This is a genomic window from Herbaspirillum camelliae (genome assembly GCF_001929405.1).
GTDB lineage: Bacteria > Pseudomonadota > Gammaproteobacteria > Burkholderiales > Burkholderiaceae_D > Herbaspirillum > Herbaspirillum seropedicae.
This window is the reverse complement of the sequence record NZ_KV880769.1, coordinates 1,954,693-1,971,919: the sequence shown is the minus strand read 5'-3', so window position 1 is coordinate 1,971,919 and position 17,227 is coordinate 1,954,693. Positions and strand designations below refer to the sequence as shown.

Genomic DNA, 17,227 nt, shown 5'->3' with positions numbered 1-17,227 from the left:
TCAGCCTGCTTGTACGCGGCTGGACCACTGCGCCAGCCAGGGCGCGACATCGGCGGCGGCCATCGGGCGGGCGTACAGGTAACCTTGCCCATACACCGCGCCCAGTTCGCGCAGCACGGCCAGATGCTGTGGCGTCTCCAGGCCTTCCACCACGCACGCCAGGTCCATGTCCAGCGTCAACGCCAGCAGGGACTTGACGATCTTCAGGCTCACCGCATCCTGCCCGATGTCGGCCACGAAGCTCTTGTCGATCTTGATGCGGGTCAGCGGCAGCGCATGCAGGTGGCTCAGGCTGGCATAGCCGGTGCCGAAATCGTCGAGGGTGATGCCGCAGCCGAGCTGGCGCAGCGAATTGATGAGCTGGCGGGTCTTTTCCAGGTCCTGCAGCAGCGCGGTCTCGGTGATCTCCAGATCCAGTCGCGCAGGACAGAATCCGGATTCCCTGATGAGCTTGATGATCTCGGCCATCCCCTCGCTGCTGTTGATGTCATTGGCCGAGAGGTTGAAGGACAGACGGATCTGCGCCGGCCAGCTGGCTGCCGCGGCCAGCGCCTTGCTGAGCAGGATCACGCTCAACTGGTTGATGATGCCCATGCGCTCGGCCGCCGGAATGAACTCGACCGGGGAGACGGCGCCCTTGACCGTGCTGTGCCAGCGCGCCAATGCTTCGAAGGCGATCACCTGGCCGTCGTCCAGACGCACGATGGGCTGGAAGAAGACCGACAGTTCACGCTCGAAATCGGCCAGCCGCAAGGCCTGTTCGATGTTGGACTTGCGCCGGATCTGGGCCTTGTCGTGTTCCGAGAAGAGCGTGACCGTGCCGCGCCTTTCCCGCTTGCCCTGGTAGAGCGCATAGTCGGCATGCTCGTAGAGCGCGGCGGCCTCGCCGGCCATGTCGGGGAAGGTGGCCACGCCTACCGAGGCGGCAATCTGCACCATCGCCTTGTCCAGCACAAAGGGCTGGCGCAGGGTGTGGCAGAGCTGCTGGCCGATCTCCTGCAGGGCCGCATCGCTGAGGTCGCGGTCGATGACGAGTGCGAACTCGTCGCCGCCCAGCCGCGCCAGGTGCAGCGCCGGGTCACTGCACGCGGCCAGCAGGCGCTGGCCGACCTGCTCCAGCAGACGATCACCATGGCTGTGGCCATACAGGTCGTTGACCGCCTTGAAGCCATCGAGGTCGAGGATGGCCACGGCGAAGCGTTCCTGCGCACCGTGGGCGCGCGCGCAGATATCGTTGAGCTGGGCAAAGAACTTGCGCCGGTTGGGGATCTGCGTGAGCGAATCCACATTGGCCAATTGCAGGTTCTCGTCGCTGAGCACGGCGGTCCTGACCTGGGCTTCGACCAGGCGGGTAAAGTCCCGATAGTGGCTGCTGACGATGACCAGCATGCCGATGGTGACCAGCACCACATTGAGCGCAGCCGCCACGAAGACCGGGATGTGCGTGGACAGGAAGAAGACCGTGAAGATGCCGTTGACAATCAGGGCCGCCGTCAGCGCCGCCGAGCGCAGGTACATCAGGCAGAAGATGCAGCAGATGACCGTGATGCCCATGTAGAAGGCCACATGCGCCTGGGCATAGGCGTTGCCATAGGGGAAGAGCATGATCGACCAGAGCGAGAAGCTCAGCGCGATCGGCGCCACCAGCAGGTTGGTCCGGCGCAGCGCCTGGGCCGCCGCGACAGGCGTGGGAACCAGATGGCGGTTGCGCCACCAGAACAGCAGGCGCACCGAACACAGCACGCTGAGCACGACCGGGAAATACAGCGCCAGCCAGGGCGGGGCCAGGCCGGCATAGGTGTAGACCAAGGCCCAGCTGTTGATGATGAGGATGAGATACATCATCGGCATCTTGGTCGCGAATGCCTGGTATTGCGCAATCACCAACTGTGGCCGCTTGTGGTCGACATGCCAGTGATTACGTAACCTGCTCATCAATGAGGAAAGACGCATCTGTGGGATTTTCTGCCGGAAAGCCGTCGCCAGGCGACGGTGCTGGGTCTGTGGACCAAAGGTCAACATTATAACGTCCGGCAAAGCCGGTCCAACTCAGGAAAACCCTGACGGAAAGCGGATTTCCGGCGGGCAACCTCACCTGATGAGCCAATTTCCGGTCAACCATTCCTGTTGCGCAGGATGCAATTAGGCAGCTTGTCCTACAGCATCCTCGCGCAACCTCATCTAAAATCGGCGTAACCAAAAATCAAGGTGCGCCATGTCGACCGCCCTCTCCCCTGACCGCCTGCCGGCGCTTCCGCCCGAGGCGTTTTTTGCGCTGGACCCGCAGTGGCGTTTCGTCTTCCTCGACGGCCCCGCCCAGGCGCTGTTGAACCCGCATGGCCAGGACCTGCTGGGCCGCCCCATCTGGCAGGCCTGCCCCGAGCTGCTGGGCAGTCCGCTGGAAGACTGTCTGCGGGCCGTGCAGGCCGACCAGCGCAGCCATGAAGCCGTGCTGATCCATCCGCATCACCAGCCGGGACCGGCCTATGCGGTGTCCTGCTATGCGGGCGCACACGGTCTGTCGGTGAAGCTGCACGCCATCGCGGCGCAGTCGCCATCAGAACATGGCCAGCAGCAGACGCGCCTGCACAATGAAGCGGTGGCCGAGCTGGCCCGGCTGACCGACGAATCCGAGCGGCGGCGGCGCTTCTACGAAACCTTCTTCGCCACCACCCCCGACCTGGCCTACGCCTGGGACCTGGAGCATCGCTTCACCTACGCCAACCGGGTGCTGTTGCAGATGTGGGGCAAGACCTGGGATGAGGCCATCGGCAAGACTTGCCTGGAGCTGGGCTATGAACCCTGGCACGCCGAGATGCACAGTCGCGAAATCGAACAGGTGCGCGCCACCAAACGCCCGGTGCGCGGCGATGTGCCCTTCAACGGCACGTTCGGACGGCGTATCTATGACTACATCATCTTCCCCGTCCTGGGACCGGATGGCGAGGTCGAAGCGGTCGCCGGCACCACCCGCGACGTGACCGACCGCAAGCACAGCGAAGCGCGCCAGCAGGCGCTGCTGCACCTGGCCGACGCGATCCGCGCCACCGATTCGCCGCAAGACATCGCCAGCGCCGCCGCCCACATCATCGGCGACGCGCTCACGGCGCGCTGGGTGAGTTTCCACACTCTCGGGCCGCAACTGCAGTGCCAGGACCTGGGCCAATGGCGTTTCCATCGCGACAACGATGCCGACCGTGGACTGCAGGCACATGCCCGGCGATCACTGCAGCGGGTGCTGGAGCAGGGCCATCCCATGCTGGTGGCCGATGTGTCCAGCGACGCCCGCACTGTCGCGCTGGCCGACGAGCAGCGCGCGCTGGGCGTGGCGTCCTTCATGGATGTGCCGGTGCTGGCGCAGGACCAGCCGGTGGCGCTGGTGCAGGTGAGCAGCGATGCGCCACGCGTCTGGACCGAGAACGAGCTGGCCATCGTACGCGAAGTCAGCGAACGCGCCTGCGCCGCCTTCGAACGCATCCGCAACCAGCGCGCCCTGGCCGAGAGCGAAGCGCGGCTGCGCGCCATCAATGAGTCGCTGGAAGCCGAAGTCAGCGCGCGCACGCGCGAGCTGATGGCCACCGAAGAAGCGCTGCGCCACTCCCAGAAGATCGAAGCCATCGGCCAGCTCACCGGCGGCCTGGCGCATGATTTCAACAATCTTCTGGGCGGCATCAGCGGCAGCCTCGACCTCATGCGTGTGCGTCTGGTGCAGGGACGCGGCGAGGAACTGCTGCGCTACGTCGAACTGGCCTCCCGCAGCACCCAGCGCGCCGCCTCGCTCACGCAGCGGCTGCTGGCCTTTGCGCGCCGCCAGACGCTGGCGCCCAAGCCGACCCGCGTCAATGCGCTCATCAACGGCATGGAAGAGCTGATCCGCCGCACCATCGGCCCTTCCATCGTGCTGGAAGTGGTGGGCGCGGGAGGCCTCTGGCCGACCTTCGTGGATGGTCCGCAACTGGAGAGCGCGCTGCTGAACCTGTGCATCAACGCCCGCGACGCCATGCCCGGCGGTGGACGACTGACCATCGAGACCGCCAACAAATGGCTGGACGACAAATGGGCGCACGAGCGCGACCTGCCCCCCGGCCAATACGTCTGCATCTCGGTCACCGACAGCGGCGTGGGCATGCCGCCCGATGTGCTGGCGCGCGCCTTCGATCCCTTCTTCACCACCAAGCCCATCGGCGCCGGCACCGGACTGGGGCTGTCGATGGTGTATGGTTTTGCGCGGCAGTCGGGCGGACAGGTGCGGCTGTATTCGGAAGTGGGACAAGGCACCACGGTATCGATCTACCTGCCGCGCCACCACCACGATGAGGCCGAACAGGACGAGGCCGACGCCTTCGATGAAACGGCTGCGGGCGACGGCAACGGCGAGGTCGTGCTGGTGGTCGATGACGAGGCCTCCATCCGCATGCTGGTGGCGGAGATCCTCAGTGACGCTGGCTATGACGTGCTGCAGGCCGAGGATGGGCCGGGCGCGCTGCGCATCCTGCAATCGAAGCAGCGTATCGATCTGCTCATCACCGACGTGGGCCTGCCGGGCGGCCTCAATGGCCGTCAGGTGGCCGACGCCGGACGCGCCGCGCGGCCCGATCTGCACGTACTCTTCATTACCGGTTACGCGGAAAACGCCGCCTTCGGCAACGGCCATCTGGAGCCGGGCATGCAACTGATGACCAAGCCCTTCAAGATGGAAGCGCTGGCGCGCCGGGTGCAGAGCATTCTGGAAAGCCGGGTCACGCCGCACTGAGCGGCGCAGGGGCAGATACCGCGCCGCTGCTCAGGCCAAGGGCGCCTGACCGTCCAGGGCTGCGCCCAGCCGCCATGACACCGCCTGCGCCGCGCTGCGCAGACGTTGCGCCACCGCGCCCTCCAGCGCGGTATCGTAGCTGCCGCTACTACCCATGACCGCCATCACCAGCGCCAGCTGTCCGGCGTGATTGAACACCGGCGCGGCCAGGGTATTGATGCCTGGCACCGGATGCCCCAGCGCCTGGTCCATGCCCTGCGCCCGGATCTTCGCCAACTGCGCGGCATAACGGACATGCAGGCTGCCATCGGCATGGCAGACCGATTCCAGCGCGGCCCCTTCCATCCTGATCCCGTCCAGCGCCAGCGCCCCGGCCAACCCATCTGCCGGCGTACAGGCCGCGCACACGCGGCCAATGGCGGTATGCACCATCGACAGCACGGTGCCGATACGCAGACTCACGTGCTGCGGCCGCGAGGATTCCTCCAGCCGTACCACGGTCGGCCCCAGGGGACCTGCCACCGCCAGCGCCACCGACAAACCCGTCTCCTGCGCCAATGCGGCCACCTCGGCCTCGGCTTCGCGCAGCGGCGACAGCCGTTGCAAGGCGGCCAGCCCCAGTTCCAGGCCGAGCGCCCCGGGCAGGAAATTGCCCTGCGCATCCCGCATGAGCAGGCCGATCTTCTGCAAGCTCACCAGGTGGGGAAAGGCCTTGGCCGCCGGCATGCCTGCCAGCCGCGCGAGGTCGCCCAGCGGCAGCGGACGGCCCGCCGCCAGCAGGGCGTCGAGCAACTGGCCGGTGTTGTCCAGCGACTGGATGCCGCGCTGGCCGCGGGCATCGCTGCCGGCTGGGGCATCGTCAGGGGGCAGGTATTTCATGCGGCTTCCTCGTTCAACTGACTGCTGATGCTGGCGATGCAGGCGCGCAACTCGCGTGCGACCGCGCCGCGCCAGCCGGTGTCGATGCTGCCGCTAGGACCGATGACGGTGAGCAGCAGCGACAAAACCTGGTCCTGCTCCAGCAAGGGCATGCACAGGCTGGAGACGCCCGGACTGGGCGCATCGATGGCGCGCTCCAGGCCACGCTGGCGGATCGCCTCCAGCTCTGCCTGGAACTGCCGGATGCGCGCGCGGCTGGCCTCCGGGTGCTGGCGCTCCCACGTTGGGAGCCACTGCTGGGGCGGCTGGAAGGCGCAGCAGGTACGGCCGGTGGCGGTATCGGCCAGCGCCATGACGCTGCCCACGTGCAGGTTCAGGTGCAAGGGCTTGCCGGCGTGGGCGTAGTGGACGATGGTCGGCCCTTCCGGCGTGGGCAGCGAGACCGCCACGCTGCAACCCGTGGCCGCGCTCAGGTGCTGCGCCTGCGCAATGGCCAGGCGATAGGCAGGCTGTTGCGACAGCCGCGCCACGCCCAGGCGCAGCGCCAGCGGACCGGCCTCATAGTGGCCCTCGGCCGGCGTGCGCTTGATCAGCCCCAGCCGCAACAGGCTCACCAGATAGGTATGGGCTTGCGCCGAGGTCAGGCCGGCAGCGGCGGCCAGCGCCACCAGCGGCATGGGCTGGCGCGCCGCCGCCAGCGCCTGGAGCAGGCGGCCGGCCACTTCCACGCTCTGGATTCCTCGTTGTGTCTTGGCAGGCGGCTGGGGCATCGGCAATTTCCGGTCGTGATCGAAAGGGATAGAAGCGAAAGTCGAAGGCTGGATTCTAATCCACCGCGCAGCTCCCTGATTCCCTCTCTGCCGGCTCGGACGATGCTTCGAGGATTCTCATCGCCCGGAATACAATTAACCAACAGCAAGCGCATTTGATATTGACTAATGCAAATCCGCTCACTAAGATGTGTTCACCCCGGCCACACCGGGCCACCCAAAAACACACCAGAACCACCACGACGTGGACGGAGACCAGCCCCCAAGGCGCCAGCCATTGCCTGCGCTCGTCCCCGCTCCAGCCCGCAACCCGATAGAGAGGTAGCCATGGCCAAGGCCTTTGCATCCCAGGCAGATCTCGAAGCCAAGAAGATCAGCTTCGTCCAACTTTCCGACAACGCCTACGCCTACACGGCAGAGGGCGACCCCAATTCCGGCGTCATCATCGGCGACGACAGCGTGATGGTGATCGACACCACCGCCACGCCGGCCATGGCCCAGGACCTCATCGCGCGCATCCGCGCCATCACCGACAAACCCATCAAGTACGTGGTGCTGTCGCACTATCACGCGGTGCGCGTGCTGGGCGCCTCGGCCTATCTGCAGGAAGGCGGCGAGCAGGTCATCGCCAGCCGCGGCACCTACGAAATGATCGTCGAGCGCGGCGAAGCCGACATGAAGTCCGAGATCGAGCGCTTCCCGCGCCTGTTCGCCGGCGTCGAGACCGTGCCCGGCCTGACCTGGCCGACCATGGTGTTCGAGAAGGAGATGACGATCTTCATGGGCAAGCTGGAAGTGAAGATCGCCCATCTCGGCGCGGGCCACACCAAGGGCGACACGGTGGTGTGGATTCCCAGCCAGAAGGTGCTGTTCTCCGGCGACCTGGTCGAATACGACGCCGCCTGCTATTGCGGCGACGCCCAGCTCGAACAATGGCCGGCCACCCTGGATGCGCTCTCGGCCCTGCAGGCCGAAGCCCTGGTGCCGGGACGCGGCCCGGCCCTGGTGGGCCGCGAACAGGTCGAGCAAGGCATCGCCTACACCCGCGATTTCGTCTCCACGCTGCTGCGCGCCGGCAAGGACGCCGTGGCCGGCAAGATGAGCCTGAAGGAAGCCATGGCGCATACGCGCAGCCTGATGGACCCCAAGTTCGGCCAGGTCTTCATCTACGAGCATTGCCTGCCCTTCGACGTGACCCGCGCCTTTGACGAAGCCTCCGGCATCAGTCATCCGCGCATCTGGACCGCCGAGCGCGACAAGGAAATGTGGAAGGCGCTGCAAGCCTGATGGCGGCAGGAAAGCGAGGAGACCAAGAATGAACGAGAACCCAGCCATCGATTACCAGCAGCAACGCTTTGCCTGGACACCCTGCGCCGAACAGCATCTGCTGGGCCATGCGCCGGTGCATCCGGTGGTCATCATCGGCGCCGGCCCGGTCGGCCTGACCTGCGCCATCGACCTGGCCCGGCAAGGCATCGCGGTGGTGCTGGTGGATGACGACGACACCCTCTCGACCGGCTCACGGGCGATCTGCTTTGCCAAGCGCACCCTGGACATCTTCGACCGCCTCGGCTGCGGCCAGCGCATGGTGAACAAGGGCGTGGGCTGGAATCGCGGCAAGGTGTTCCTGCGCGACCAGGCGGTGTACGAATTCGACCTGCTGCCCGAGAGCGGCCATGCGCGTCCGGCCTTCATCAACCTGCAGCAATACTATGTCGAAGGCTATCTGCAGGAGCAGGCGCAGCAGTGGCCCAACATCGAGATCCGCTGGAAGAACAAGGTCAGCGCCATCGCCCACCATGAGGACCATGAAGCGCTCACCGTCGACACCCCGCAGGGCAGCTACACGCTCAAGGCGCAGTACGTGGTGGCCGCCGACGGTTCGCGCAGCCCGCTGCGCAAGATGATGGGACTGGAAAGCCAGGGCCATACCTTCCGCGACCGCTTCCTCATCGCCGACGTCAAGATGGATGCGCCCTTCCCGGCCGAGCGCTGGTTCTGGTTCGATCCGCCTTTCCATCCGCAACAATCGGTGCTGCTGCACCGCCAACCCGACGACGTCTGGCGCATCGACTTCCAGCTGGGCTGGGACGCCGATCCGGTGCTGGAAAAGACGCCCGAGCGTGTCATCCCGCGGGTGCGCGCATTGCTGGGCGAGCAGGTGTCCTTCTCGCTGGAATGGGTCAGCGTCTATACCTTCTCGTGCGTACGCATGGAGCGCTTCCGCCACGGCCGGGTGCTGTTCGTGGGTGACGCCGCGCATTGCGTCTCGCCCTTTGGCGCCCGCGGGGCCAACAGCGGCATCCAGGACGCCGAGAACCTGGCCTGGAAACTGGCCCATGTGCTGCAAGGCAAGGCGCCCGACAGCCTGCTGGACAGCTATGCCAGCGAGCGCGAATATGCCGCCGACGAGAACCTGCTCAACTCCACCCGCTCCACCGATTTCATCACCCCCAAGAGCGCGGTCAGCCGCGCCTTCCGCGACGCCGTCCTGGGCCTGGCGCGCGAGCATGCCTTCGCCCGCCGATTGGTCAACAGCGGCCGCCTGTCGCTGCCGGCCACGCTGGACGACTCGCCGCTGAACACGCCGGACCAGGCCGTCGCGCCAGAGGCTGTGGCCTTCACCGGCCCGATGCGGCCCGGCGCGCCCTGCTGCGATGCGCCCCTGCTGCAGGCAGGCCAGCCGGCCTGGCTGTTGCCGCAACTGGGTGACCGCTTCGTGCTGATGATCTTTGCCGCACCGGCCCAGTTGCCCGCCGCCACGCGGCAAGCACTGACGGCGCTGGCCCAGCCTGGCGCACTGAGGCTGCTCTTTCTCAGTGCGCAGGCCGCCACGCAAGAGGATGAACGGGTGCTGCAGACGCTCGCTGGCCAAGCCCTCCAGGTGCAGGACATCGACACCCTGGCGGCCCAGCGCTATGACGCCCGCCCCGGCAGTTGCTACCTGATCCGCCCCGACCAGCACGTCAGCGCACGCTGGCGCAGCACCGACGCGGCCGATGTCGCACAGGCGCTGCTGCGCGCCACCGGACATGCCACCGGCGCGACCCAGGCGCTGGCGGCGTAAGGACAAGGTAAGCCCAGGGCAAGACCGACCAACAACATCAACACACCGGAGACCTGCATGACCCTCAACACCGAACCCAACCTGAGCCGCCCGGACGACTTCTACGAAGCCCTCATCGACATGCATCGCGGACTGGACGATGAGGCCAGCCAGGCCGTCAATGCACGTCTGATCCTGCTGCTGTGCAATCACATCGGCGGCCACGACGTGCTGCTCGACGCCATGCGCAGCGCCCGCGCCGGGGTCGCCCCGGCGCTGGCTGAAGCGGCCTGAACGGTGCGCACGGCCATGCATCAGGCCGTGCCACCAGCGAATTTCACCTCAACGATATCCACAAGAGCGCCCCAGGCGCCGACCCAACGGAGACAACCATGATGACCCCATCCCCGGGCGGCGCGACGCTGTCCGCCGCCCCCAGCCTTGCCAGCCAGGCCGAAGACGCGATCTACCACAAGGTCTGGCTGCGCATCATTCCCTTCCTCTTCATCTGCTACGTGGTCTCCTTCCTGGACCGCATCAACATCGGCTTTGCGCAACTGCAGATGAAGCAGGACCTGGGCTTCAGCGACGCCATGTATGGCCTGGGCGCAGCCGTGTTCTACGTCGGCTACGTGCTCTTCGAAGTGCCCAGCAACATGGCGCTGGCGCGTTTCGGTGCGCGCCGCACCTTCTCGCGCATCATGGTGCTGTGGGGACTGGCTTCAGTAGGCATGATGGCCGTGAGCGATGCGACGCACTTCTATGTGCTGCGCTTCCTGCTGGGCGTATTCGAGGCGGGATTCTTCCCCGGCATCGTGCTCTATCTCAGTTACTGGTTCCCGGCCCGCCGCCGTGCGGCGGTGATGGCCATCTTCTTTGCCGGCGTGGCCGTGGCGGGGGTGCTGGGGGGACTGGTCTCGGGCTGGATCATGCGTGACATGGCCGGCGTGATGGGGCTGTATGGCTGGCAATGGATGTTTGCCATCGAGGGCGCACCGGCGGTGGTGCTGGGCCTGCTGGCGATCTTCCTGCTGGCCGACGGGCCGGCCCAGGCCAAGTGGCTCAGCCCCGAAGAACGCAGCTTCCTGCAAGCCCGCCATAGCCAGGAAGCGCTGCGCACCCACCATGTCAGCGCCCATTCGCTGGCCGCGCTCAGGCAGGCGCTGTCGCATCGCACCACCTACCTGTTCGCCTTCATCTACTTCGCCCTGACCTGCGGCTCGCTGACGCTGAACTTCTGGATGCCGCTGATGATCCGCGACTTCGGCATCAAGGACGTGGTCGAGGTTTCGCTCTATAGCGTCATTCCCAACGCCATCGGTGCGGTCGGCCTGATCCTGATCGCGCGCCGTTCCGACCGCCGCAATGAGCGTCACGGCCACTTCGCGGTCTGCACCACCGGCGGCGCGCTGGCGCTGGCGGCGCTGACGCTGCATCCCTCCAGCTTTGCGGTCTCGCTGGCCCTGCTGTCGGTGGCGGCGGTGCTGATCTTCGCGGCCCTGCCCATCTTCTGGTCGCTGCCGCCGGGCCTGTTGCCCGCACAGACCATCGCCCCGGGCATCGCCTTCATTTCCAGCGTGGGCATTACCAGCGGCATCGTCAGCCCCTGGCTGATCGGGCTGGTCAAGACACGGACCGGCAACATGGATATCGCGCTCTATATCCTGGCGGGCTTGTTGTTGCTCAGTGGATTGGCGATGTGGAGCCTGATTCCGAGGAAGGCGTCTCTTCCCTCAACACAATGAAGCAAGCGCTTTGAAATAAGTGATCAGTATGAAGCGGTTTCTTGCCTGAGCATGAACCGCTTTTTTCTTCTAATCAAGGATAGCCTGTAGTCGCGCCAGAGCATCATCGATGACAAAGTCTGGAGCCGTTTCCACTCTTTTAGCACCGCGTGCCTCCAGATCCAGCATGCGAATCTGGTTGACCAGGGCTGCACCTTGAGTCTTGGTCGCAGCACCACTCAATGTGACCGCAAAGCCAGCGTGGCGGGCGAAGTCACCACCCTGGGTGATCGGCGCAACCAGCACCGTTCCCATCACATTGAAGACCGACGTTGACAGCACTAGCGCCGGTCGATGTGATCCTCTTTGTTCGCGCCCTTCGGTCGGCTCCAGATTGACCATCACGATATCGCCACGGTCGAACTTGACCCGCCTCACCATTTTTCCCGCCCGACCGGTTTCAACTCGCGCCAAGCAGCCATGTCTTCCGGCTCGGAGGCCTCAAGATCACATTGACTCACCAGGTCTTGCAGCACATAGGCGTGCCGTTTAGGCTTCAGCAGCGCGCCCTCCGGGCGGATGTCGACGGTAAGCTTGTCACCCAGCTTGACGTTGAGCAGGCTCAGAAATTCGGTGGATAGCCGAACAGCTGCACTGTTGCCCCATTTCTGGATGGATAGTTCCATGTTGACTCTCCCAAGATGTAGATACATTGTATAAACCTCCTTTTTAAAATTCAATCACCACGTATCTACAAAGTATCTACTTTGCAACGACCGATCGCGGCTCATGAGACAAATTGATCGGGCTACGGCATGCTGGTCAACAAACTGTCAGAATTTGTTGTTACAGTTGCGCCGCCAGTCCTCGGGGGACGCCTGGTCCGACCGATCAGGCCAGACCGGCCCGCAACCACCTGAACACTCCTTGCCCAGCCACCACCGCCATCCCGCCTCGCCGCCATGAAAATGAAGACCACCTCGCCGCAACTGACGGCCTATGAAGAAGTCAAGCCTGGCTTCGGCTGGATCGATGCGCTGGTGCTGGCGGTGCTGTTCGGCCTGCTGTGGAGCGCGCTGCACTTCGGCAAGGGTATGCTGGTCCACTTCGATCCATCCGACCAGTTGGAGGTGGACAGCTCGCCGGCCATGATCCCCTATTACGCCGGACGCACGCTCTTGCGCATGTGGATCGCCTTCGCGTTTTCGTTATTCTTCGCCATCGGCACCGGCTACCTGGCCGCCAAGAACCGCCGCGCGCGCGCCCTGATCCTGCCGGCCCTCGATATCCTGCAATCGGTGCCGGTGCTGGGTTTCCTCTCGGCCACCGTGGCCGGCTTCATGGCGCTGTTCCCGGGTAGCCTGATGGGCGTGGAATGCGCGGCCATCTTCGCCATCTTCACCGGCCAGGTGTGGAACATGGCCTTCGGCTTCTATCACTCCATGGTCACCATCCCGACCGACATGCAGGAAGCCGCCACCACCTATCGCCTCACCGCCTGGCAGCGCTTCCGTACGGTGGAACTGCCGGCCTCGGCGCACAGCCTGATCTGGAACTCGATGATGTCCTTCGGCGGCGGCTGGTTCTTCGTGGCGCAGAGCGAGGCCATCAGCGTCATGAACAAGGACCTGAAGCTGCCCGGCCTGGGTTCCTACATGGCCCAGGCCATCGACCAGGGCGACCATACGGCGGCGCTGTGGGCAGTCATCGCCATGCTGGCGCTGATCCTGGTGAGCGACCAGCTGGTCTGGCGGCCGCTGTTGGCCTGGGCCGACAAGTTCAAGATCGAACTGACCGAATCGACTTCGCCGCCCACTTCCTGGGTCTATGACCTGCTGCGCGGTTCCTACGTCTTCACCTGGCTCGATGAGAAATGCTGGCAGCCGCTGGGCGACTGGCTGGCGCGCCATCGTCCGAGCACCTCGGCCGCACCGACACCGGCCCGCATCACCCGCGAACGCTGGACCAAGCGCGTGATTACCGGCCTGATCTGCGGCCTGCTGATCTTCGAAGCGCTGCGCGGCCTGGTGGCGGCCATCGATGCGCTGCATGGCGCGATGAGCTGGAGCCTGTTCGGCCACATCGTCTGGCTGGGCTTCCTGACCATGCTCCGGGTGCTGGCCATGACGGTGGTGGCCACCCTGATCTGGACCCCGGTGGGCGTGTGGATCGGCTCCAAGCCGAACATCGCCCGCTTCGCCCAGCCGCTGGCGCAGATCGGCGCATCCTTCCCGGTCAACATGACCTTCCCGCTGGTGGTGGGCTGGTTCGTGGCCGGCAACGTGAGCATGAACTGGGGCAGCATCCTGTTGATCGCCATGGGCACGCAGTGGTACATCCTCTTCAACGTGATTGCCGGGGCCATGGCCATTCCCAATGACCTCAAGGAAGCCGCCCGCATGTACGGCCTGTCGCGCTGGAACCTGTGGAAGACGCTGATCCTGCCGGCCATCTTCCCGTTCTGGGTGACCGGTGCGTGTACCGCCGCTGGCGGCGCCTGGAATGCCTCCATCGTGGCCGAACTGGCCAGTTGGGGCGATGTCTCGCTCAAGGCCGATGGCCTGGGCGCCTATATCTCGGCGGTCACCAAGTCCGGTGATACGCCTCTCATCATCGCCAGTATCGGCGTGATGTCCATGTTCGTCGTGCTGATGAACAAGTTTGTCTGGCGTCGCCTGTATGCCTTCGCCGAACGCCGTTTCCGTCTCGATTGACCTTGAGCCACGCCATGACCATGACTTCTCCGCAACAACGCCCCGCCGTCGCTGAACTGTGCGCCGTCAGCAAATCCTATAACACTGCCGGCGGCCACGAGCTCAAGGTGCTGGACAACATCGACCTGGCCGTCCACGAAGGTGAACTGCTGGCCCTCTTGGGCCAGTCCGGCTCGGGCAAGTCCACCATCCTGCGCTGCCTGACCGGCCTGGTGGAACCGAGCTCGGGCCACACCATGGCTGCCGGCAAACCGCTCTATGGCGTCAATCGCGATGCCTCGGTGGTGTTCCAGACCTTCGCGCTCTACCCGTGGCTGACGGTGGAACAGAATGTGGCCGTGGGTCTGATGTCGCACAATCCGACCCGCGAAGAACGCGATGCGGCGGTGGACCGCGCCATCGAACTGATCGGCCTGGGCAACTACCACAGCGCCTATCCACGCGAGCTCTCGGGCGGCATGCGCCAGCGCGTGGGCATTGCGCGTGCGCTGGTGTCCAAGCCCAAGCTCCTGTGCCTGGACGAAGCCTTCAGCGCCCTGGACGTGCTGACCGCGGAAAACCTGCGCCAGGAACTGATCAGCCTGTGGCGCGCGCCGGACAGCGGCCTGACCTCGATCTTCATGGTTACCCACAACATCGAAGAGGCGGTGGAAATGGCCACGCGCATCGTCGTGGTGTTCCCGCGTCCGGGCCGCCTGGGCCTGGTGCTGGACAATCCGCTGCCCTATCCGCGCGATACCAAGAGCCCGGAATTCCAGCGCCTGGTCAACATCATCCACGAAGCCATCACCACCCTCACGCTGCCCGACCTGCCGCCGGAAGTGCATGTGCCGGGCGAACCTATCTCGCGCGGACGCAAGCGCATGGAGTCGATCCCGCTGATCCCGGTGGGCCAGATCCTGGGCCTGATGAGCCTGTTGCACGACGAACCGGAACTCAACAACATCTACGACATTTCCGACGAGATCGGCAAGGAATTCGGCGAGACCATCGCTACCGTGAAGGCGGCGGAAATCCTGGAACTGGTGGATACGCCCAAGCAGGAGGTCTACCTGACCGACCTGGGCCGCCGCTTCGTGGCGGCCGACCGCCAGGGCCAGCGCGCCATCTTTGCCGAGCAGGTCTACAAGCTGCGCATCTTCCACATCATCCTGGCCTTGCTGGGCGAGGCCGAGGAAATCGAGGCCGAGCGCGTGTTGAAGGACATCGGCAGCGCCCTGCCCTACGACAATCCCGAAAAGACCTTCGAGACCATGATCGCCTGGGGCCGCTATGCCGGTCTGATGGACTACAACGCCAAGACCGGCATGGTCTTCGTGCCCAAGGATGAGGATGACGAAGACGGCGCTTCCAGCTGATCCGAACTGAGCTGATCTGTGCGGATCCGGCCTGAGCGGATCTGCACAGCGAAGAATGTTCTCTTCAACGCAGCGCCGGCATCCCCGGCGTGCGCGCCAGCGGCGCCTGTTCCAGCGGCGCGGCCAACGATCGGTCCTGGCGGATCTTGAACACCGAGACCACCTTCAGCAAACTGCTGGCCTGCTGCGACAGTGATTGCGCGGCGGCGCTGGCCTCTTCCACCAGGGCGGCGTTCTGCTGGGTCACCTGGTCCATCTGCACCATGGCCGTATTGATCTGCTCGATGCCGCTGCCCTGTTCCTGGGTGGCGGTGGCGATGTTGTTCATGATCTCGCCGAACCGTTGCACCGAGGCCACGATCTGGGCCATCTGCTGGCCAGCATCGCTGACCAGCTGCGAGCCGGCCCCGACGTGCGACATCGATTCGCCGATCAGCTCCTTGATTTCCTTGGCCGCCACCGCGCTGCGCTGCGCCAGCGAGCGCACTTCCGACGCCACCACCGCAAAGCCGCGTCCCTGCTCACCTGCACGGGCGGCTTCCACCGCCGCATTCAACGCCAGGATATTGGTCTGGAAGGCAATGCCTTCGATGACGCTGATGATGTCGGACATCTTGCTGCTGCTGGCGGTGATCCGGTCCATGGTCTGCACCACGCGGTCGAAGGCCTGGTTGCCCGCAGCGGCAGTCTCGGAAGCGCCGCCCGACAGGCGTAGCGCCTCGCCGGCATGCTGGGTGTTCTGGCGCACGGTGGTGGTCAGCTCTTCCATGCTGGCGGCGGTCTCTTCGAGAGACGCAGCCTGCTCTTCGGTGCGCTGCGACAGGTCGAAGTTGCCCTGGGCGATCTGGCCGCTGGCCACCGAGATGGTCTCGGCGGCGGACTTGATGCCGTGCGCGATCACGTTCAACTGGTAACGCATCTGTTCGATCGAGGCCATGAGGCTAGAGCTGTCGCCCTCGCGCACGCGCACCGTGGCGGTCAGGTCGCCGCTGGCGATGTCACGCGCGACGGCTTGCGCCTCGGAGGGTTCAGCGCCGAGCTGGCGCAGGATGCTGCGGGCGATCAGCGCCGAGGCCGCCACACCGACCAGCAGCGCGGCCAGCGCCGCCGCCAGCGTCACCATGCGCAGCCATGCATAGGTGCTGCGCGCGCTGGCGGCAGCTTCATCGTTGAGCTGGTCCTCGAACTCCGCCAGCTCAGTGAGCGACTTGATCCAGGCCTGCTGCTTGGGGCGCACCTGGGTGATGAGCACCTTGCCCGCCTCGGCCGCCTTGTTGTCCAGGCCCAGCTGCACGGCCTTGGCCATCAGCGGCAAGGTCGCGGCCTCATCGTTCTTGATCTGCACCAGCAACTGCCGCTCGCGCTCAGTGGTGGCGGCTTCGGTGGTGAACATCTTGTCCAATGCGGCATACGCATCGGCATACAATTTTTCCTGGCGCGCCAGGGTCTGCGCTTCCACCTGCATGTCGGCCTGCTCATCGAGCAAGGCAATGTTGCGGATAGCCAATGCGCGCTGACTCAGCGCATTGCGCAAGGCAGTGACCAGCTTGATCTCGGCATTGTTGACGTTGGTGATGTCGGTGAGCGCATCATTGACGCGCGCCATGCCATATAGACCCAGTGCGGAAATGCTCAGCAGAAATATCAGGATGAGGCCAAAGCCCAATGCCAGCCTGGTGACGACTTTCAAATTGCCCATAATGTGCCCCCTGTAGGATATCCTCCGGCCGATCCCATGATGAGGCCGGAGAGAGTTTGACGGAGCTTGTCGGGAGACGGACTGCAAAACCTGCCTGCTTGAGACTGGCGTCGGGGAGGTTTGCGTTGTGATGGTTATTGTTGCAAATGTGGCAGAAAGAACGCCGACAAGCAGGAGCCAGTCTATGCCCCTGCCGGTTACGCCAAAGCGATGATTAGCGAGGCTTTACGGGTTCTCTAAAATCTAGATTTTACGTACATTTCAGTTTTGTCCATACATTCGGC

At 64.8% G+C, this 17,227-nt stretch carries 13 protein-coding genes; 7 read left to right on the top strand and 6 right to left on the bottom strand.

The annotated features are described in order from the left end of the window. Positions 1-1,953 carry a putative bifunctional diguanylate cyclase/phosphodiesterase gene (locus BGK68_RS08735; protein WP_075256774.1) on the bottom strand — a complete coding sequence of 651 codons (1,953 nt, stop codon included), beginning with the start codon at positions 1,951-1,953 and terminating at the stop codon, positions 1-3. Between the two features lie 262 nt (positions 1,954-2,215). Between BGK68_RS08735 and BGK68_RS08730 the strand changes: the two genes are divergently transcribed. Continuing rightward, positions 2,216-4,753 carry an ATP-binding protein gene (locus BGK68_RS08730; protein ID WP_075256773.1) on the top strand — a complete coding sequence of 846 codons (2,538 nt, stop codon included), beginning with the start codon at positions 2,216-2,218 and terminating at the stop codon, positions 4,751-4,753. Positions 4,754-4,783: 30 nt separating this feature from the next. On the opposite strand, the gene BGK68_RS08725 is transcribed toward BGK68_RS08730, so the two are convergent. Together BGK68_RS08725 and BGK68_RS08720 are read right to left on the bottom strand one after the other, a co-directional pair. Then, positions 4,784-5,632, bottom strand: coding sequence for an IclR family transcriptional regulator (locus BGK68_RS08725; protein ID WP_075256772.1), 849 nt, complete (start codon positions 5,630-5,632; stop codon positions 4,784-4,786). Further along, positions 5,629-6,402: an IclR family transcriptional regulator gene (locus tag BGK68_RS08720; protein ID WP_075256771.1), complete on the bottom strand. Its 774-nt coding sequence runs from the start codon at positions 6,400-6,402 to the stop codon at positions 5,629-5,631. The genes BGK68_RS08725 and BGK68_RS08720 overlap by 4 nt, the downstream gene beginning before the upstream one ends. Positions 6,403-6,729: 327 nt before the next feature. Here BGK68_RS08720 and BGK68_RS08715 point away from each other — a divergent pair, with 327 nt between their 5' ends. The 4 genes from BGK68_RS08715 to BGK68_RS08700 all read left to right on the top strand — a co-directional run bounded on the left by BGK68_RS08715 (position 6,730) and on the right by BGK68_RS08700 (position 11,193). Then, positions 6,730-7,689, top strand: a complete 960-nt coding sequence (locus tag BGK68_RS08715) for an MBL fold metallo-hydrolase (RefSeq protein ID WP_075256770.1) — start codon at positions 6,730-6,732, stop codon at positions 7,687-7,689. 28 nt (positions 7,690-7,717) lie between these two features. After that, positions 7,718-9,469 (top strand): FAD-dependent oxidoreductase, encoded by a 1,752-nt coding sequence (locus tag BGK68_RS08710; RefSeq protein ID WP_075256769.1) that lies wholly within the window; start codon positions 7,718-7,720, stop codon positions 9,467-9,469. A 57-nt stretch (positions 9,470-9,526) separates the two neighbouring features. After that, complete coding sequence (locus BGK68_RS08705; RefSeq protein ID WP_075256768.1) at positions 9,527-9,742, top strand: DUF2783 domain-containing protein; 216 nt, start codon at positions 9,527-9,529, stop codon at positions 9,740-9,742. Positions 9,743-9,840: 98 nt separating this feature from the next. Further along, positions 9,841-11,193 carry an MFS transporter gene (locus BGK68_RS08700; RefSeq protein ID WP_075256767.1) on the top strand — a complete coding sequence of 451 codons (1,353 nt, stop codon included), beginning with the start codon at positions 9,841-9,843 and terminating at the stop codon, positions 11,191-11,193. 69 nt (positions 11,194-11,262) lie between these two features. Here BGK68_RS08700 and BGK68_RS08695 read toward each other — a convergent pair whose 3' ends face one another. Beyond that, positions 11,263-11,613 (bottom strand): type II toxin-antitoxin system ChpB family toxin, encoded by a 351-nt coding sequence (locus tag BGK68_RS08695; RefSeq protein WP_075256766.1) that lies wholly within the window; start codon positions 11,611-11,613, stop codon positions 11,263-11,265. After that, positions 11,607-11,858, bottom strand: coding sequence for an AbrB/MazE/SpoVT family DNA-binding domain-containing protein (locus tag BGK68_RS08690; protein ID WP_075259744.1), 252 nt, complete (start codon positions 11,856-11,858; stop codon positions 11,607-11,609). Before BGK68_RS08690 ends, BGK68_RS08695 begins: the two co-directional genes overlap by 7 nt. Positions 11,859-12,140: 282 nt before the next feature. On the opposite strand from BGK68_RS08690, the gene BGK68_RS08685 reads away from it, so the two are divergent. Beyond that, complete coding sequence (locus BGK68_RS08685) at positions 12,141-13,886, top strand: ABC transporter permease (protein ID WP_075256765.1); 1,746 nt, start codon at positions 12,141-12,143, stop codon at positions 13,884-13,886. Positions 13,887-13,900: 14 nt separating this feature from the next. After that, on the top strand, positions 13,901-15,244 hold the full coding sequence (locus BGK68_RS08680; protein ID WP_075256764.1) for an ABC transporter ATP-binding protein: 1,344 nt from the start codon (positions 13,901-13,903) through the stop codon (positions 15,242-15,244). Positions 15,245-15,308: 64 nt separating this feature from the next. On the opposite strand, the gene BGK68_RS08675 is transcribed toward BGK68_RS08680, so the two are convergent. Beyond that, entirely contained in the window at positions 15,309-16,943 is a 1,635-nt protein-coding gene (locus BGK68_RS08675) for a methyl-accepting chemotaxis protein (protein WP_075256763.1), read from the bottom strand. Positions 16,944-17,227: the final 284 nt, after the last annotated feature.

Coding starts and splice junctions, on each gene's coding strand:
- BGK68_RS08735 (WP_075256774.1), bottom strand. CDS start 1,953: ATGCGTCTTTCCTCATTGATGAGCAGGTTACGTAATCACTGGCATGTC.
- BGK68_RS08730 (WP_075256773.1), top strand. CDS start 2,216: ATGTCGACCGCCCTCTCCCCTGACCGCCTGCCGGCGCTTCCGCCCGAG.
- BGK68_RS08725 (WP_075256772.1), bottom strand. CDS start 5,632: ATGAAATACCTGCCCCCTGACGATGCCCCAGCCGGCAGCGATGCCCGC.
- BGK68_RS08720 (WP_075256771.1), bottom strand. CDS start 6,402: ATGCCCCAGCCGCCTGCCAAGACACAACGAGGAATCCAGAGCGTGGAA.
- BGK68_RS08715 (WP_075256770.1), top strand. CDS start 6,730: ATGGCCAAGGCCTTTGCATCCCAGGCAGATCTCGAAGCCAAGAAGATC.
- BGK68_RS08710 (WP_075256769.1), top strand. CDS start 7,718: ATGAACGAGAACCCAGCCATCGATTACCAGCAGCAACGCTTTGCCTGG.
- BGK68_RS08705 (WP_075256768.1), top strand. CDS start 9,527: ATGACCCTCAACACCGAACCCAACCTGAGCCGCCCGGACGACTTCTAC.
- BGK68_RS08700 (WP_075256767.1), top strand. CDS start 9,841: ATGATGACCCCATCCCCGGGCGGCGCGACGCTGTCCGCCGCCCCCAGC.
- BGK68_RS08695 (WP_075256766.1), bottom strand. CDS start 11,613: ATGGTGAGGCGGGTCAAGTTCGACCGTGGCGATATCGTGATGGTCAAT.
- BGK68_RS08690 (WP_075259744.1), bottom strand. CDS start 11,858: ATGGAACTATCCATCCAGAAATGGGGCAACAGTGCAGCTGTTCGGCTA.
- BGK68_RS08685 (WP_075256765.1), top strand. CDS start 12,141: ATGAAGACCACCTCGCCGCAACTGACGGCCTATGAAGAAGTCAAGCCT.
- BGK68_RS08680 (WP_075256764.1), top strand. CDS start 13,901: ATGACCATGACTTCTCCGCAACAACGCCCCGCCGTCGCTGAACTGTGC.
- BGK68_RS08675 (WP_075256763.1), bottom strand. CDS start 16,943: ATGGGCAATTTGAAAGTCGTCACCAGGCTGGCATTGGGCTTTGGCCTC.